16 protein-coding genes and 2 pseudogenes are annotated in these 14,750 nt (G+C 64.1%); 11 read left to right on the top strand and 7 right to left on the bottom strand.

Features of this window, described 5'->3' with window-relative positions:
- Positions 1-55: 55 nt before the first annotated feature.
- Both cysK and HB778_RS14730 read left to right on the top strand, forming a co-directional pair.
- A complete protein-coding gene (gene cysK / locus HB778_RS14735; RefSeq protein ID WP_183464515.1) occupies positions 56-1,036 on the top strand; it encodes a cysteine synthase A in 981 nt (326 codons plus the stop codon).
- 132 nt (positions 1,037-1,168) lie between these two features.
- A pseudogene (locus HB778_RS14730) lies at positions 1,169-1,794 on the top strand (glutathione S-transferase family protein).
- Between the two features lie 3 nt (positions 1,795-1,797).
- On the opposite strand, the gene HB778_RS14725 reads toward HB778_RS14730, so the two are convergent.
- The 4 genes from HB778_RS14725 to HB778_RS14710 form a co-directional block, all read right to left on the bottom strand.
- Positions 1,798-3,042 carry an RNA polymerase sigma factor gene (locus HB778_RS14725; protein WP_183464514.1) on the bottom strand — a complete coding sequence of 415 codons (1,245 nt, stop codon included), beginning with the start codon at positions 3,040-3,042 and terminating at the stop codon, positions 1,798-1,800.
- Between the two features lie 7 nt (positions 3,043-3,049).
- Positions 3,050-3,418, bottom strand: coding sequence for a YciI family protein (locus HB778_RS14720; RefSeq protein ID WP_183464513.1), 369 nt, complete (start codon positions 3,416-3,418; stop codon positions 3,050-3,052).
- 285 nt (positions 3,419-3,703) lie between these two features.
- Entirely contained in the window at positions 3,704-4,156 is a 453-nt protein-coding gene (locus HB778_RS14715) for a thiol-disulfide oxidoreductase DCC family protein (RefSeq protein ID WP_183465090.1), read from the bottom strand.
- Positions 4,157-4,374: 218 nt separating this feature from the next.
- On the bottom strand, positions 4,375-4,515 hold the full coding sequence (locus HB778_RS14710; protein WP_080680878.1) for a hypothetical protein: 141 nt from the start codon (positions 4,513-4,515) through the stop codon (positions 4,375-4,377).
- A gap of 377 nt (positions 4,516-4,892) precedes the next feature.
- On the opposite strand from HB778_RS14710, the gene HB778_RS14705 reads away from it, so the two are divergent.
- Positions 4,893-5,750, top strand: a complete 858-nt coding sequence (locus HB778_RS14705; RefSeq protein WP_183464512.1) for a Ku protein — start codon at positions 4,893-4,895, stop codon at positions 5,748-5,750.
- Between the two features lie 13 nt (positions 5,751-5,763).
- A pseudogene (ligD, locus tag HB778_RS14700) lies at positions 5,764-8,255 on the top strand (DNA ligase D).
- A gap of 9 nt (positions 8,256-8,264) precedes the next feature.
- On the opposite strand, the gene HB778_RS14695 reads toward ligD, so the two are convergent.
- On the bottom strand, positions 8,265-8,939 hold the full coding sequence (locus HB778_RS14695; RefSeq protein WP_183464511.1) for an ArsR/SmtB family transcription factor: 675 nt from the start codon (positions 8,937-8,939) through the stop codon (positions 8,265-8,267).
- A gap of 150 nt (positions 8,940-9,089) precedes the next feature.
- On the opposite strand from HB778_RS14695, the gene HB778_RS14690 reads away from it, so the two are divergent.
- From HB778_RS14690 to HB778_RS14680, 3 genes are all read left to right on the top strand, one after another.
- On the top strand, positions 9,090-9,224 hold the full coding sequence (locus HB778_RS14690; protein ID WP_244661915.1) for a DUF1127 domain-containing protein: 135 nt from the start codon (positions 9,090-9,092) through the stop codon (positions 9,222-9,224).
- Positions 9,225-9,316: 92 nt separating this feature from the next.
- Positions 9,317-9,649: an NIPSNAP family protein gene (locus tag HB778_RS14685; protein ID WP_019862263.1), complete on the top strand. Its 333-nt coding sequence runs from the start codon at positions 9,317-9,319 to the stop codon at positions 9,647-9,649.
- Positions 9,646-9,990, top strand: coding sequence for an antibiotic biosynthesis monooxygenase family protein (locus HB778_RS14680; RefSeq protein WP_183464510.1), 345 nt, complete (start codon positions 9,646-9,648; stop codon positions 9,988-9,990). The genes HB778_RS14685 and HB778_RS14680 overlap by 4 nt, the downstream gene beginning before the upstream one ends.
- A 196-nt stretch (positions 9,991-10,186) precedes the next feature.
- On the opposite strand, the gene mbfA is transcribed toward HB778_RS14680, so the two are convergent.
- Positions 10,187-11,170 carry an iron exporter MbfA gene (gene mbfA, locus HB778_RS14675; protein ID WP_183464509.1) on the bottom strand — a complete coding sequence of 328 codons (984 nt, stop codon included), beginning with the start codon at positions 11,168-11,170 and terminating at the stop codon, positions 10,187-10,189.
- Between the two features lie 176 nt (positions 11,171-11,346).
- Here mbfA and HB778_RS14670 point away from each other — a divergent pair, with 176 nt between their 5' ends.
- Both HB778_RS14670 and HB778_RS14665 read left to right on the top strand, forming a co-directional pair.
- The gene (locus HB778_RS14670) at positions 11,347-11,667 is read left to right on the top strand and encodes a hypothetical protein (protein WP_183464508.1); all 321 of its coding nucleotides are present in this window, start codon (positions 11,347-11,349) and stop codon (positions 11,665-11,667) included.
- 187 nt (positions 11,668-11,854) lie between these two features.
- Positions 11,855-12,838, top strand: coding sequence for a threonine/serine dehydratase (locus HB778_RS14665; RefSeq protein WP_183464507.1), 984 nt, complete (start codon positions 11,855-11,857; stop codon positions 12,836-12,838).
- 80 nt (positions 12,839-12,918) lie between these two features.
- Here the strand turns inward: HB778_RS14665 and HB778_RS14660 are convergent, their stop codons facing one another.
- A complete protein-coding gene (locus HB778_RS14660) occupies positions 12,919-13,881 on the bottom strand; it encodes an AraC family transcriptional regulator (protein WP_244661914.1) in 963 nt (320 codons plus the stop codon).
- A 158-nt stretch (positions 13,882-14,039) separates the two neighbouring features.
- Here HB778_RS14660 and HB778_RS14655 point away from each other — a divergent pair, with 158 nt between their 5' ends.
- Entirely contained in the window at positions 14,040-14,336 is a 297-nt protein-coding gene (locus tag HB778_RS14655) for a DUF4242 domain-containing protein (protein ID WP_095202860.1), read from the top strand.
- Between the two features lie 81 nt (positions 14,337-14,417).
- Positions 14,418-14,657, top strand: a complete 240-nt coding sequence (locus HB778_RS14650; protein WP_183464506.1) for a hypothetical protein — start codon at positions 14,418-14,420, stop codon at positions 14,655-14,657.
- The last annotated feature ends 93 nt before the right edge of the window (positions 14,658-14,750 follow it).

Below are 14,750 nucleotides of genomic sequence, written 5' to 3'. Positions count from 1 at the left end.
AGCCCTATCTTGCCGGCTGCAATGCCACTTGCCTGAAATCCTGGGAGCGAAACCAATGAACAAGCCCGTCACCTCTGCCCGCGTCCCCGGCCGCGGCCGCATCTACAGTTCCATCACCGACACGATCGGCGACACGCCCCTGGTTCGGCTCGACAAGTTCGCCAAGGAGAAGGGCGTTGTCGCCAATCTCGTCGCCAAGCTCGAATTCTTCAACCCGATCGCGTCGGTCAAGGACCGCATCGGCGTGGCGATGATCGAGGCGCTGGAGGCGGCCGGCAAGATTGCGCCCGGCAAGACGACGCTGATCGAACCGACCTCGGGCAACACCGGCATCGCGCTGGCGTTCGCCGCCGCCGCCAAGGGTTACAAGCTGATCCTGACCATGCCCGAGACGATGTCGGTCGAGCGTAGAAAAATGCTGGCGCTGCTCGGCGCCGAACTGGTGCTGACCGAAGGTCCGAAAGGCATGAAGGGCGCCATCGCCAAGGCCGACGAGCTGGCCGCGACGATCGCCAACGCCGTCATCCCGCAGCAGTTCGAAAACCCCGCCAATCCCGAAATCCACCGCAAGACGACGGCGCAGGAGATCTGGAACGACACCCAGGGCGAGATCGACATCTTCGTTGCCGGCATCGGCACGGGCGGCACCATCACCGGCGTCGGCCAGGTGCTGAAGAAGCTGAAGCCTTCGCTGCATGTCGTGGCTGTCGAGCCGGAAGCCTCGCCGGTGCTGTCGGGCGGCCAGCCCGGCCCGCACAAGATCCAGGGCATCGGCGCCGGCTTCGCGCCAAAGATCCTCGACACCACGATCTATGACGAGATCGTCAAGGTTTCCAACGAGGACTCCGTTGCCAATGCACGCCTCGTCGCCCGCCTGGAAGGCGTGCCGGTCGGCATCTCTTCGGGTGCTGCCCTGCAGGCGGCAATCGTCGTCGGCTCGCGGCCGGAGAACAAGGGCAAGACCCTGGTCGTGGTCATCCCGGACTTCGCCGAGCGCTATTTGTCGACGATTTTGTTCGAGGGGCTGGGGGCTTAGGCCGCCGCGCTTTCTGCGGATCGGCTGGCCCGCCGAAAAATCCTCCGTGGCGTCTGCCTCCGGCTTGAGCAGACCCCTGCTTCCGGTTCATATCGCCACCGGCCCGCATTGTTCGGGCCGGGGGAGGATTTCATGTACAAGCTCTATACCCGCCCGGGCAGCGGCGGCTTCGTCGTCGAGGCGGCACTGGCCCTGGCGAACGCGCCGTTCGAGCAGATCGACGTGCCGAAGACCGACCGGCCCGATCCGGCCTTCCTCGACATCAGCCCGCTGAACCAGGTGCCGGTGCTGACTTGCCGGACGGAAGCTCGATGACCGAATCGGCGGCGATCTGCATCCTGCTCGCCGAGCGCCATCCGGAGGCCCGCCTGGCACCGGCGGTCGATGCGCCTGCCCGCGCCGATTTCCTGCGCTGGATGGCTTTCATGTCGTCGGTACTCTACCCGGCGGTACTGCGGCTCTACTACGCCTATCGCTACACGGCCGACGCCGACGGCACGGAAGCCGTCAAGCAGGCGGCAATCGCCGAGATGGACCGTGGCTTTGCCGTCGTCGATGCCGCTCTGAAGGGCCGTGAGTGGCTGGTTGGTGACCAGATGTCGCTGGCCGACATCTATCTCATCATGCTCATTGCCTGGCATCCCGACATCGACAGCGCGCGGGCGGCATGGCCTAATATTGAACGCTTGTGGGCGAAGCTGCGTGAACATCCGCTGCTGAAGACGCTCAACACATCGCACAAGATGTGGCCCGGCTGAGGGTCAATTTCGCAGCGCCGCCCTTTTTCCCTGCAGGAACCGGCGCACCGCCGGGTCGCGCTCGAGGCCGATCGCCCTGTCATAGGCCTCGCTTGCCTGCGGCACCTGACCAAGCTTGGCCAGGAGACCGGCGCGCGCCGCCCAATAGGGCTGATATTCGTCGAGCCGCTTGTCGTCGCCCAGCACGTAAAGCGCCGCCAGCCCCGCCATGGCGCCCTCCGTCTCGGCGAGCGCCACGGCGCGGTTGATCGCCACCACCGGCGATCCCACGATCGAAAACAGCGCGTCGTAGAGCGCGCGGATCGCCGGCCAGTCGGTGCGGCCGGTCAACCGTCGCGCCGCATGAGCGGACTGGACGGCCGCCTCGAGCTGGTAGCGGCCGACGACGCCGCTCGCCGCGGCATGGGACAGAAGCGCCTCGGCTTCGTCGATGAGGGCGCGGTCCCACTGGTCGCAATCCTGCTCGGCCAGCGGCACGAAGTCGCCTTCGGCACTGCGCCGGGCAGTGCGGCGCGCTTCGGCAAACAGCATCAGCGCCAGCAGGCCAAGCGCTTCCGGCTCTTGCGGCATCAGCGTCGCCACCAGGCGGCCAAGCCAGATGCCTTCGGTGGCGAGGTTGCGCCGCCGCGTCTCGGTGCCGGCCGGATCCGACCAGCCTTCGGCGAAAGCCGCGTAGATCGCCTCCAGCACCGCATCCAGCCGTTCGCCGAGTTCAGCCCGCTCCGGCACGCGGAACGGAATGCCGGTTTCGCGGATGCGCGCCTTGGCGCGCACCAGGCGCTGGCCCATCGTTGCCGGCGAGACCAGGAAGGCAGAGGCGATCGTCGCGGCATCGAAGCCGAGCACGGTTTGCAGGATCAGCGGTGCGCGCACGCCCGGCTCGATCGCCGGATGCGCGCAAGCGAACATCAGCCGCAGCCGTTCGTCGGGCAGCTCTTCGTCAGTCATGCGCGCCTCAATCTCTTCGGCGATCAGCTGGAGATGATCGCGGGCCGCCTCCCGCGTCAGCCGCCGCCGCACCGCGTCGACGCGGCGGCGCCGCGCCACTGCCAGCAGCCAGGCTTCCGGCTTTTCGGGCACGCCTGATTTCGGCCAGCGTTCGAGCGCCGCGGCAAAGGCATCAGCCAGCGCATCCTCGGCGGCGGCCACGTCGCGCGTGCGCGCCGCGAGCCACGCGACCAGCTTGCCATAGCTTTGCCGGGCGGCGGCCTCGGCGGCCGCCCGGGCGATCTCCGGTCGACTTTCCATCACACGGTCATGTCTTGGGCAGGTAGTCGGCCATTTCCCAGATCGGCCGCAACTCGACCGTGCCGGTGCTGGCCGCCGGACAGCGCGCCGCCCATTCGATGGCGGTATCGATGTCGGCCGCCTCGATCATGTAGAAGCCGGCGAGTTGCTCCTTGGTGTCGGCATAGGGACCGTCGATGACGTTGGTCTTGCCGTCGGCGATCCGCACCGAGGTGGTCGCCTGGGTCGGGCGCAGCCGTTCGCCGGCCAGCCACGCGCCGGACTTCTTCAGCGCTTCGGTATAGGCGCTATAGGCCGCGCTCATCTGCTGGGTCTTCTCGATCGGCATAGCCGCCAGTGCGGATTCGTCGTTGTTGATCATAAGCATGTATCGCATGGGTCTTCTCCCGTGATTTCGAAGGCCGCGTCCTTGCGGGGCCAGACGTATGTCGCGCGGCGGCGACCGATTTCGACAGGCCGCAAGAAAAAACTTTCGGCCCTGATCGGGCACGGCGCAAGCGCAGAGCTCGCACCCGAGCTGCTCAATCGAGCCCGGGTTCATGCACTGCGGCCCGGAGGCGCGTCGCGTTGAAACAGATTCTTGCGGCGCGCTTCAGGCTCTCTGTTTTATGCATGTCGTTCTCCCAAACCGAAGTCACTTTTGGGCGATACGCATTGGCCTTCAGCCGATCAGGCGCCCGCGCAGCTCGGCCGACGGAACCTCGCAACTGTCCTTCCTGCCGAACAACGCATAGCGATTCCTGGCGATGCGATTGTAGAGCCAGTCGCGCAGCGGGCGCGGCAGCAGCAACAGCGCCTTCGCCGCGCGCCATGGCCAGCCGAGTTCCGACATCACGGCGACAAAGCTGTCGAGCTTGGTGAAGGCAAGGCCGTCGACGAGGACGAGATTGGTTTCGTAGGAGTCCGTGCGCAGTCCATGCTTGTGGAACAGCGCTTCGCCGAAGGGCGATTGCGCGGTGGCGAAGCGGAAGCGCTCTTGGCGATCGAGCCTGACCACCATGCGTACGAAGCCGGAGCACAGCACGCAGACGCCGTCGAAGACGATCAGCGGCTGGCGTGCATCGAAGGATGGTTCAGCGAGAGGACTGGGCGTGGCCGGATTTGACTTGGCCAGAATTGATTGGGACAGACTTGACTGGGGAAGGTCGGTCACGCGGGCCTCGGCTGCTCGTGTCCTATGACACTAGGCCAGCCGAAGGCGGGATCAAAGACGTGGCGTTGTCGCACGCCGCCTGTCGCTCAGAGCCGGGCGCTCGGAGCGATAGGTGGTGGCTCGGGAGTCGGCGCCCGGCCTGCAGATGCGGCTGTTGTGGCGGCTCTCGAAGGTCATGGTCAGTGCGCGCCCAGCGAGGTGCCGCGGCGGGCGCAAGCCGGACCAGGGCCGCGCATGTAATAGCGCTCGGGCCGATAGGTCGGCGCGATGAATTCGCGGATGGCTGCGGCATAGCCGATGAGGTGCGTGAGGAAGTTCATTTACCCTGTCCCTGTCCCGATTTTCGGATGTCCCTTCCGATTGACGGACATCATAGCGTCGAGGCGTGAATAGTCGGTGAACACGATGTTAATATCTGGTCGAAAACCCGTTGCTTCGTGGCCGGAATGCGGCTGATTCGGGGTGTTTCCGTGCTCTTTGTCGCCATTCCGCCCAGTGTGACTTTTGCATCACATATGTTTCGTTTGAATGTCGCCTGCGCGCGGTTCTGTTTCAATTTCTCAGGCGCCCGTGAAATTTCCGTTCTCGCCGCCACAATGGCTCGGGCGCGCCTGACATGCCAATTGTCGTGCGCCGGCGGAACTGGAGTGAGCCCTGCCCGTTCTGACCTTCATCTGATTGCTGAAGGGAAATTGCCATGGCACCGCGCCCCGCCTGGAAGGGTTATTTGAAGCTGTCGCTGGTCACCTGCGCGGTCGAGCTGACCAATGTCGTCACCCATACCGAAAAGGTCTCGTTCCGGGTGCTGAACCGCAAGACCGGCAACACGGTGAAGCGCATCTATGTCGATGCCGAGACCGGCAAGCCGCTCAGCGATGGCGACGAGATCAAGGGGTATGAACTCGACGACGGTGATTTCGTCCACATCGAGGAAGACGAGATCGAGGCGGTGCAGATCGAGTCCTCGCACACGATGAGCCTCGACGGCTTCGTCGACAAAGCCTCAATCCAGCAGATCTATCTCGACACGCCCTATTATGTCGCGCCGGCCGACAAGATGTCGGAAGAGGCGTTCGCCGTCATCCGCGACGCGATGGTTGCGAAGAAGATGGCCGGGCTGGCGCGCATCGTGCTCTACAGCCGAGAGCGTCCCGTGGTCATCGAGCCGCTCGGCAAGGGCATGGTGCTGACGACGCTGCGCTATGACAATACGGTGCGCCAGCCGGACAGCGTGTTCGGCGAGATCAAGGCGGTGAAGACCGACCAGGAGATGACCGACCTGGCTGAGCTGATCATCGACAAGAAGAAGGCCACTTTCGATCCGTCGAAATTCGACGACAAATACGAGGACGCCCTGCTCGAACTGATCCGCGCCAAGAAGGCCGGCCACGAGGCGCCGAAGGCCAAGGCCGAGCCCAAACCCTCCAACGTCGTCAACCTGTTCGACGCGCTGAAGAAGAGCCTGTCGTCGGATTCCGGGGATTCCAGCTCGCCGAAAGCATCGTCCGCGAAAGCCAAGCCGAAAGCCGCCGCGCCCAAGCGCAAATCGGCCTGAGGATAAGGGGACAATGGCCAGTCTCGAACAATATCACGCCAAGCGCGATTTCAAGAAGACGTCGGAGCCGGCCGGCAAGGTTGTTCGCGGCGCGAAAGCCGGCGGCATCTTCGTCATCCAGAAACATGCCGCGACGAGACTGCACTATGATTTTCGCCTCGAGCATGGCGGCGTGCTGTGGAGCTGGGCGGTGACGCGCGGCCCGAGCCTCGATCCACACGAAAAGCGGCTGGCCGTCCATGTCGAGGACCATCCGATCGACTATGCCTCCTTCGAGGGCACGATCCCCAAGGGTGAATATGGCGGCGGCTCGGTCATCGTCTGGGACGAGGGCACGTGGGTGCCCGAGATCGATCCGGCCAAGGCGATGAAGAAAGGCCATATCAGCTTCGAGCTCAAGGGCCACAAGCTGCATGGGCTCTGGCATCTGGTGCGGCTGAAGCCACGAGCGGGGAAAAACGCGACAACTGGCTGTTGATCAAGTCGGACGATGCCGCCGCGCGCCCCGGCGAGGACATCCTGAAGGATGCGCCAGAATCGGTGAAGTCGGGCCTGACGATCGAAGAGGTCGGCGACGGCAAGGCGGCCACGGGTGAAAAGCCAGAAGTCTGGCATTCCAACAAGCCGGCCGCCGGCAAGGCGAAGGCTGGGAAGCGCCTCGACTTTGTCGAACCACAACTCGCCACGCTGGGACGGGATGCACCACCGGGCAAGGACTGGCTGCACGAGGTCAAATTCGACGGCTATCGCATGCAGGCGCAGATCGCCGGCACCGATGTGCGGCTGCTGACCCGCACCGGCCTCGACTGGACGGAGAAATTCGGCAGCGAGATCGCCGCAGAACTCGCCGGACTGAAATGCAGCGACGCCATCCTCGACGGCGAGATCGTCGTGCTGGCCGACAGCGGCGTTTCTTCTTTCTCGCTGCTGCAGCAGGACCTGTCTGCCAACCGCACCAACCGCTTCATCTACTACGTCTTTGACCTGATGCGGCTTGACGGTAAGGATTTGCGCGGCGAGGCGCTGATTGAGCGCAACCAGGCCTTGCAGGAGCTGCTCGGCAAGCAGTCGGACAATCCAGCGGTGCGTTTCTCCGACCACTTTTCCGAGCCCGGCAAGATCATGTTGGAGCATGTCTGCCGCATGGGGTTGGAAGGCGTCGTCTCGAAGCGTGCCGACGCACCCTATCGCAGCGGGCGCGGCCCGACCTGGGTGAAGTCGAAATGCACGGCGCGGCAGGAATTCGTCATCGGCGGCTACCTGCCGTCGGACAAGACCGGGTGCGGGCTGCGCTCGCTGCTGGTCGGCTATTATGAGGACGGCAAACTGCACTATGCCGGCCGTGTCGGCACCGGTTTCTCCGCCAAGGGCGCCACTGAGCTCAAGAAAAAGCTCGAAGCCTTGAAGGCGATGGATTCGCCTTTCGACAAGGCCGTGCCCAAGGGAAAGGGCCTGGTCTGGGTCAAGCCGGAGCTTGTCGGCGAAGTGGAGTTTCGCAGCTGGACATCGGACCGTATAATACGCCATGCCTCGTTCCAGGGGCTGCGCGAGGACAAGCCGGCGGAGGACGTTGTGCAGGAAAAGCCCAAGGCAGCGACAGGCAAGGCCAAGCCAGCGTCAAGCGGCACCGGCACCGGCACCGGAACGATGACGACCAGCGTAAAACTCTCCCATCCCGACAAGCTGCTGTGGCCCGAGGAAAAGATCTCCAAGCAGGGCCTGCTCAACCACTACGCCGAGGTTTGGCCGCGCATGGAGCCATTCGTCGTCAACCGGCCGCTCAGCCTGGTGCGGGCGCCGGACGGCGTCGGCGGCCCGCGCTTCTTCCAGAAACACGCCTCGGCCGGCATGAACGAAAAAATCGCCCGCATGAAAGACCCGACCGATGGCGAGGAGATCCTGTTCGTCCGGGATTTCGACGGTGTCGCGGCGCTCGTCCAGTACGGCGTGGTCGAGATCCATATCTGGGGCTGCACGATCGACAAACTCGAGCAGCCCGACCAGGTCATCTTCGATCTCGACCCCGATGAAGGCGTCGACGTGAAAGCGGTGCGCGAGGCGGCGCTCGATATCAGGGGCAAGCTTGACGAGCTGTCGCTGCCGAACTTCGTCAAGACCTCGGGCGGCAAGGGGTATCATGTGCTGGTGCCGCTGAAGCCATCGGCGGATTGGGATGCGGTAAAGACCTTCGCGCATGATTTTGCCAAGGCACTCGAACAAGGTGCCCCCGACCGCTACACTGCGACGCTGTCCAAAAAGGCGCGCACCGGCAAAATCTTCGTCGACTATCTGCGCAATGGCAGGGGCTCGACGACGGTCGCGCCCTATTCGTCACGCGCCAAGAAGGGCGCGACCGTATCGATGCCGGTGACCTGGGCCGAGATCGAGGCCGGGCTGGCGCCGAACGCGTTCCCGATCGGCGACAAGACGACGCTGGCGAAGCTGGCGGAAGCCGATCCGTGGAAGGGGTTTTTCGAGCAGGGGAAGGTGTTGAAGCGGGGGTAATTCGCCGGCTCAGCTCAAAAACATCCTCTCGAACGCCTGTCTCCCCGGCGGCGAGAACACCACCGCGCGGCTATCCTTTTCGCGGCGCGCCCATTTCTCGGCGAGTATCTTGTCGAGGATGGCGGCGCCCAGCGTGCCGGCGAGGTGCGAGCGACGCACGCTCCAGTCGAGGCAGGCGCGGCAGACCGGGCGGCGTGGTCTGGCCTCGACATCGATGCCGATCGCGGAAAAATGCGATGCCGCCGATGGGCCGAGCCTGATCTCCTTGTCGTCACGCAGCAATATGTCCTTCTCGACAAGGCGGTCGAGCATCGCCACGGCCTGCTCGCCGGCGAGGTGGTCGTAGCAGACGCGGGCGACACGCATGGCGCCGTCGCGCGGGCCTGGCCGCACGCGCTTCGGGCCAACCGCCTCCGCGACACCGGTGATGGCCTCGATCATGCCCGCGACCTGCGGACCGGCGAGGCCGTAATAGCGATGCCTGCCCTGGCTGGCCAAGGTCAGCAACCCGCCCTCCATCAATTTCGACAGATGTGACGAGGCGGTGGGCAGCGACACGCCAGCTTCCAGCGCCAGTTCGCTCGCGGTCAGTGCCGTGCCGCCCATCAGGGCGTTCAGCATGTTGGCGCGGGCCGGATCGCCTACCAGGCTGGCGATGCGGGCGATATCAGGTCCTTCACGCATAGTTCGTTCCTCATCGAAGCATTCTTGTCAGATAAGCACTATTCTCCGATCAGATCAAGGAGACGACGATGACCGCACGAACCGCCCTCACCCCCCGTACCGTTCGCTCGCCGCCAATCATTTCCATTCATCAATTGGGTCCGCTCGCGATTGCTGGCCCGCTGGTATGACCGCCATCTGCAGCGCCGCGATCTTTCGGAGATCGACGACCATCTGCTGCGCGACCTCGGCCTGACCAGGGAAGACGTGCGCCGCGAATGCGCGAAGTCCTTCTGGCGGTCATGACCCGCAAGGGAATTGCCTAGCAGATCGGGCGGCACGACGTTTCGACGCGGCTCGAACCATCGGCGTGAAAACACAACCCAAAGGAGACGACCATGACCATCACCTGCTTCATCCGCTATGAGATCGACCCGTTCGGCAAGGCCGCCTTCGAGGAGTATGCCCGCAACTGGGGCCAGGCCATTCCGCGCTGCGGCGCCGATCTGATCGGCTACTATGCCCCGCACGAAGGGTCGGCGACGACGGCCTACGCCGCCTACAACATCGAGAACCTGGCGGCCTATGAGGCCTATCGCGCCCGGCTTGCCGCCGATCCCGCCGGCAAGGCAAATTATGAGTTCGCCAAGCGTGAACGATTCATCCTCAAGGAGGACCGCATGTTCCTGAAACACGTCTCCGGGCCGCACGCCAAGCTGGTGCTGCCGTGATCGCCGTCATCTTCGAGGTCCAACCGGCGGAGGGCAAACGCGATGCTTATCTCGGCGTCGCCGCCAATCTCCGTCCCTTGCTCGACGGCATTGACGGCTTCATCTCGATCGAACGGTTTCAGAGCCTGGTCGACCCGAACCGCATCCTGTCGCTGTCGTTCTGGCGCGACGAGGAAGCGGTGAAGGCCTGGCGCAACACGGAAGAACACCGGCAGGCGCAGCAGGCCGGGCGCGGCGGTATCTTTGCCGGCTATCGACTACGCATCGCGCATGTGGTGAGGGATTATGGGTTGACCGAGAGAGATGAGGCGCCGGCGGACAGCCGGGCGGTGAATGGGTAGCGCCCTTCCTTCTCCCCTTGTGGGAGAAGGTGTCGCCGAAGGCGACGGATGAGGGGTGCTCCAGCTTGGCGCGACCTTTCAACTGAACCGGGGCACTGCGGCACAACACCACCGTCTCACTCCGCTGGAACACCCCTCATCCGTCTCGGCGCTGCGCGCCGATCCACCTTCCCCCACAAGGGGGGAAGGAAGAAGCTCACGCATTCCCGATCAGCACACCCGCCGCAAACACCAGCGCGCCACCCAGCACCACCTGGAAGGCAGCGCGCAGGAAGGGGGTCTGCATGTAGCGGTTCTGGACGAAGGCGATGGCCCACAGTTCGAAGAACACCACGACCGCGGCGACGGCGGTCGCCGTCCAGAAGCTCGGGATGAGATAGGGCAGTGCGTGGCCGAGACCGCCGAGCGTCGTCATGATGCCGACGGTCAGGCCGCGCTTGAGCGGTGAGCCACGGCCCGACAGTTTGCCGTCGTCGGAGGCGACCTCGGTGAAGCCCATCGAAATGCCGGCGCCGATCGAGGCGGCAAGGCCGACCAGCAGCGTCTGCCAGGTGTCGTGCGTGGCAAAGGCGGCGGCGAAGATCGGCGCCAGCGTCGACACCGAACCGTCCATAAGCCCGGCCAGGCCCGGCTGCACATAGGTGAGGATGAACTGGCGCTGTTCGGCGCTGGCCTCTTCATCCTTCACGTCGCCGGGCACATGCTTCTGCTCCAGCCGCTGCGCCGAGTTCTCGTGCCCCTGCTCGGCCGCCGCCAGCTCGTCGAGCAGTTTCCGCGTTGAGGCGTCGGTGGTGCGCTTGGCCGCTTCGACATAGAAACGGTAGGCCTGTTGCTCCATCGCCTCGGCCTGGCGGCGCACATGCTCGATGCCGAGCGGCCTCACCAGCCAGTCGGGCTTGCGCTCGTAATAGCCCTTCACATGCTCACGCCGGATCAGCGGGATGCGCTCGCCGAACCGCTTGCGGAAGAGCTCGATCAGGGAGTCGCGGTGGCCGTCCTCTTCCTCGGCCATCTCCTCGAACACTTTTGCCGATTGCGGAAAGCTTTCCGCCAACCCGTCGGCATAGGCCCGGTAGATGCGCCCGTCATCTTCCTCGGATGAAATGGCAAGTGCCAGGATCTCCTGTTCGGAGAGCGATTCGAAGGGGCGGCGGCCGAAGCCGAAAACGCGGGAAAGCATGAGGAAATGACCCTAGTTTAGAATAGTTCTAAACTAGGGTTTGGCATGCCCAAGGTCAACCGCGTGCTTGGCCGCGCGGTCAAGAATTGTTGAACCGCTCGATCAGTCTCGCCTCTTCATTATTAGCAAAGATTCGCCTATATAGCTGAACCTAAGACAAGGACGAGGATCAACGCATGACGAAACCGCACGCACAGCATTTCGACCCAAAACCCGTTCTCGATCTCATCGTCAGCATCGAGGCCGATCTGCAGCGCCTGAAGGGTCTGGTCGAGCAGCAGGTCGAAAAATTCGACCCCGCCAACCCGCACAACAAGGCGCCGGACGGTAAGCTGACCGAAGAGGGCGTCGAGTGCTGCTACCGCATGTTCGACGAAGGCAAGTCGCGCTATTCGGTGTCGCAGCAGATGAAGATCTCGTTTGCCGCCGCGACACATCGCTTCAACAATTGGCGCAAGCTGGGTGGGAGTAAGAGGGAGCGAACGTTGTTGGGGTGAAACTAGAGATGTCGGCGGGACAGCTCCCCCCTCTGTCCTGCCGGACATCTCCCCCACAAGGGGGGAGATTGGCAGCTTCGCCGGCAGTGCCCCTTCCAACATTGTAACGGTCACATTTTTTCATTGGTGTGCCATGTGCCTTTGCGGGCATCATGCGAGGACGCAACTTTCTTTTGCTGGACCTCGCATGACCGCCATCACCCCTCCCGGCATCGCCGACATCCATGCCGCCGCAGCCCGCCTCTCCGGCTTGATCGTCGAAACCCCGTTGATCGAATCGCAGGAACTGAACAGGCGCTTCGGCGGGCGTATCCTGTTCAAGCCGGAGACGCTGCAGCGCACCGGCTCGTTCAAGTTCCGCGGCGCCTACAACAAGCTGTCGTCGCTGAGCGAAGAGGAGCGCAACCGTGGTGTCGTCGCCTTCTCCTCCGGCAATCATGCGCAAGGGGTCGCCGCCTCCGCCGCCATGTTCGGCGTCAAGGCGGTCATCGCCATGCCGGCGGACGCGCCGGCGATGAAGATCGGCAATGTCCGCAAGATGGGCGCCGAGGTGGTGCCCTTCGACCGTTTTCGCGATGACCGCATGACCGTGGTTCGCCCCTATATCGACAGGGGCATGGTGCTGGTGCCGCCCTTCGACGATCCGGCCATCATTGCCGGCCAGGGCACGATCGGCCTCGAACTGATGCGCCAGGCCAAGGCGCTCGGCGTCAGCCTCGACGCTGTCGTCATTCCCTGCGGTGGCGGCGGCCTGTCGAGCGGCATTTCGGTCGCGGTCAAGGATGCCTCGCCCGGCACCGCGGTCTGGGCGGTCGAGCCGGAGCATTTCGACGACACGCGACGCTCGCTCGCCGCCGGCGCCCGGGTTTCGAACGAGCCGGGTCACAGCTCGATCTGCGACGCGATCCTGACCGCCGAGCCGGGCGCCATCACCTTCGAAATCAACCGCAAGAACCTCGCCGGCGCCATTGCCGTCTCCGACAGAGCGACGGCACAGGCGATGCGCGACGCCATGGCCTATCTGAAGCTGGTGGTCGAGCCGGGCGGCTGCGTCGCGCTGGCGGCGCTGTCGTCAGGCGAGATCGAGCTGTCGGGCAAAAGTGTTGCCGTGGTGCTGTCCGGCGGCAATGTCGATTTCGGGACTTACGCCGGGATCATGGCCGCTGCATAAAGTCGCGATTGGCCGCGATGCAACGGCGTCGGGCCGCTATCTGCAGTGCGCAGGTTGGCGCGGAGTCTTCCTGTGTACGGTCATCCCAGTAGCTGCTTTGCCTTCCGCCATGCCGCGGGCGGTATCCCGAATTCGCGCTTAAAGGCGCGGGTGAAAGCCTCCTCCGCCTGGTAGCCGATTTCATAGCCCACCTGCGCGATCGACCGATGGCCGCTGCGCAGCTGCTCCTTGGCGAGTTGCATGCGCCAGGCGGTGAGATAGCGCATAGGCGGCATCCCGACGAGGCCGGCAAAACGATCGGAGAAAGTCGAGCGGGAGAGCGCAACCTCGCGCGCCAGCTGCTCCGCGGTCCAGTGAAGGTTCACCCCTGCGTGCATCAGGGCGAGCGCGCGCCCCACGGCCGGGTCGCGCATGCCGGCGAGCCATCCCTTTTGCTCTGGCACAAGCGACGCCGCGTAGCTGCGCACGGCTTCGACGAAAATCAACTCCGAAAGGCGAGACATCACCGCTGGCGAGCCGACCTGACCCTCCTGCAGGCCCTTGAGGGCGAAGTTCAGAGAGGCCTCGATCCAGTCGCTTGAGCCCGCCGTTACCATGTCGACCTTCAACATCCGTGGCAGCGTGGCAATCAGCGGATTGCGTTGCTCGTCGCTGCCGAGAAAGCCGCAGATGAGCCGCGTGGGCTCGCCACCTCCCCCGTGAACGATTCGGGCAAGGCCGCCGCGCTCTCCGGGTTGAATGAGATGCTCGGTGCCGACCGGGCGCATATCCAGGGCGCTGCCGAGCAGGTGTGGGTCGTTGCGGGACAACACCACCGTTTCACCGGCGCGGACCTCGAACGGGCTCTCGCCTTCGACAGTGGCCAGCATGCGGCCGCTGATGACATAATGATAGGCGATGATCTGGACGGCGTCGGTCAGGAAAGGGCGGCACTGGTCCGAAGTGAACCTGGCTGACACGCACCAAGGTGCGGTGAAATGGGTATCGAGAAAAACGCCGCCCGTCATTTTGACGGCACGCAGCACTTCCCCAAGCGCGTCCAAGATCAATTCCCTTCCGTCAGTCGGTCAAGTGTTCCGGCGGCCCGGTCATTCAAGCCCCGAACGCGGCACTATAGCTAATAGGCCATTGGACGTCGCCGGCGACTTCAGGGAAAGCACCGTCTCACGGCCAATTCGATCCACAAACCAGGGAGAAGACCATGGATCTCTATGTCATCCGCCGCAGGACCGCCTGGGGCAATCCGGTCGAGCTGAAGGCCGCGGCCGAGAAATCCGGCCGCATCGGCAATGAGGAGATGCCCGACCGCGTCCGCTGGATTCGCAGCTACGTGGTCAAGGAGGCCGACGGTCGGCTTGGCACCGTCTGCATCTACCAAGCTCGCGATCCCCAGTCGATCAAGGAGCACGCCAGCCGCGTCGGCATGCCAGCGGACGAGATCCTGCCGGTCATGGACACGGTCATCGTTCGCGCCGACCCCGAGAAAGCGGTCGCCTGACCCAGAGAAATTTGGAGCGGCGGCTCCGACCTGGTCGGAGCGTCCGCCGCTCTACCTCACAACCTGACAATGGAGTTCACCATGAGAACGATTGCTCTTTCAGCCGCGTTTCTAGTTGCTGCCGGCACCGCGTTTGCCGCAGGCGGAAGCGACCACTATGGATCCACCAACAGCACCAAGGCGTCTGCCGGCGCCGCCGAGTTCCACACCCAGTCCATCACAGTGCGGAACACGGCCATCATGGGCAGCCATGCCATGGCGACGGGCGACAAGGCGGAAATCCCAACGACGAACAGTATCAAGCCGCAATTTGAGCACTGACGGCAGGCGGCGCATTTTGGAAAGCGGCGGGCTTGCTCGCCGCTTTTTAAGCTGGATTTCCGGACCTTCTTTCGAAAGCAGGAATATTCGAAT

This window comes from Mesorhizobium huakuii (assembly GCF_014189455.1).
In the GTDB taxonomy this organism is placed as follows: domain Bacteria; phylum Pseudomonadota; class Alphaproteobacteria; order Rhizobiales; family Rhizobiaceae; genus Mesorhizobium; species Mesorhizobium huakuii_A.
This window is presented reverse-complemented; position numbering and strand designations above follow the sequence as displayed.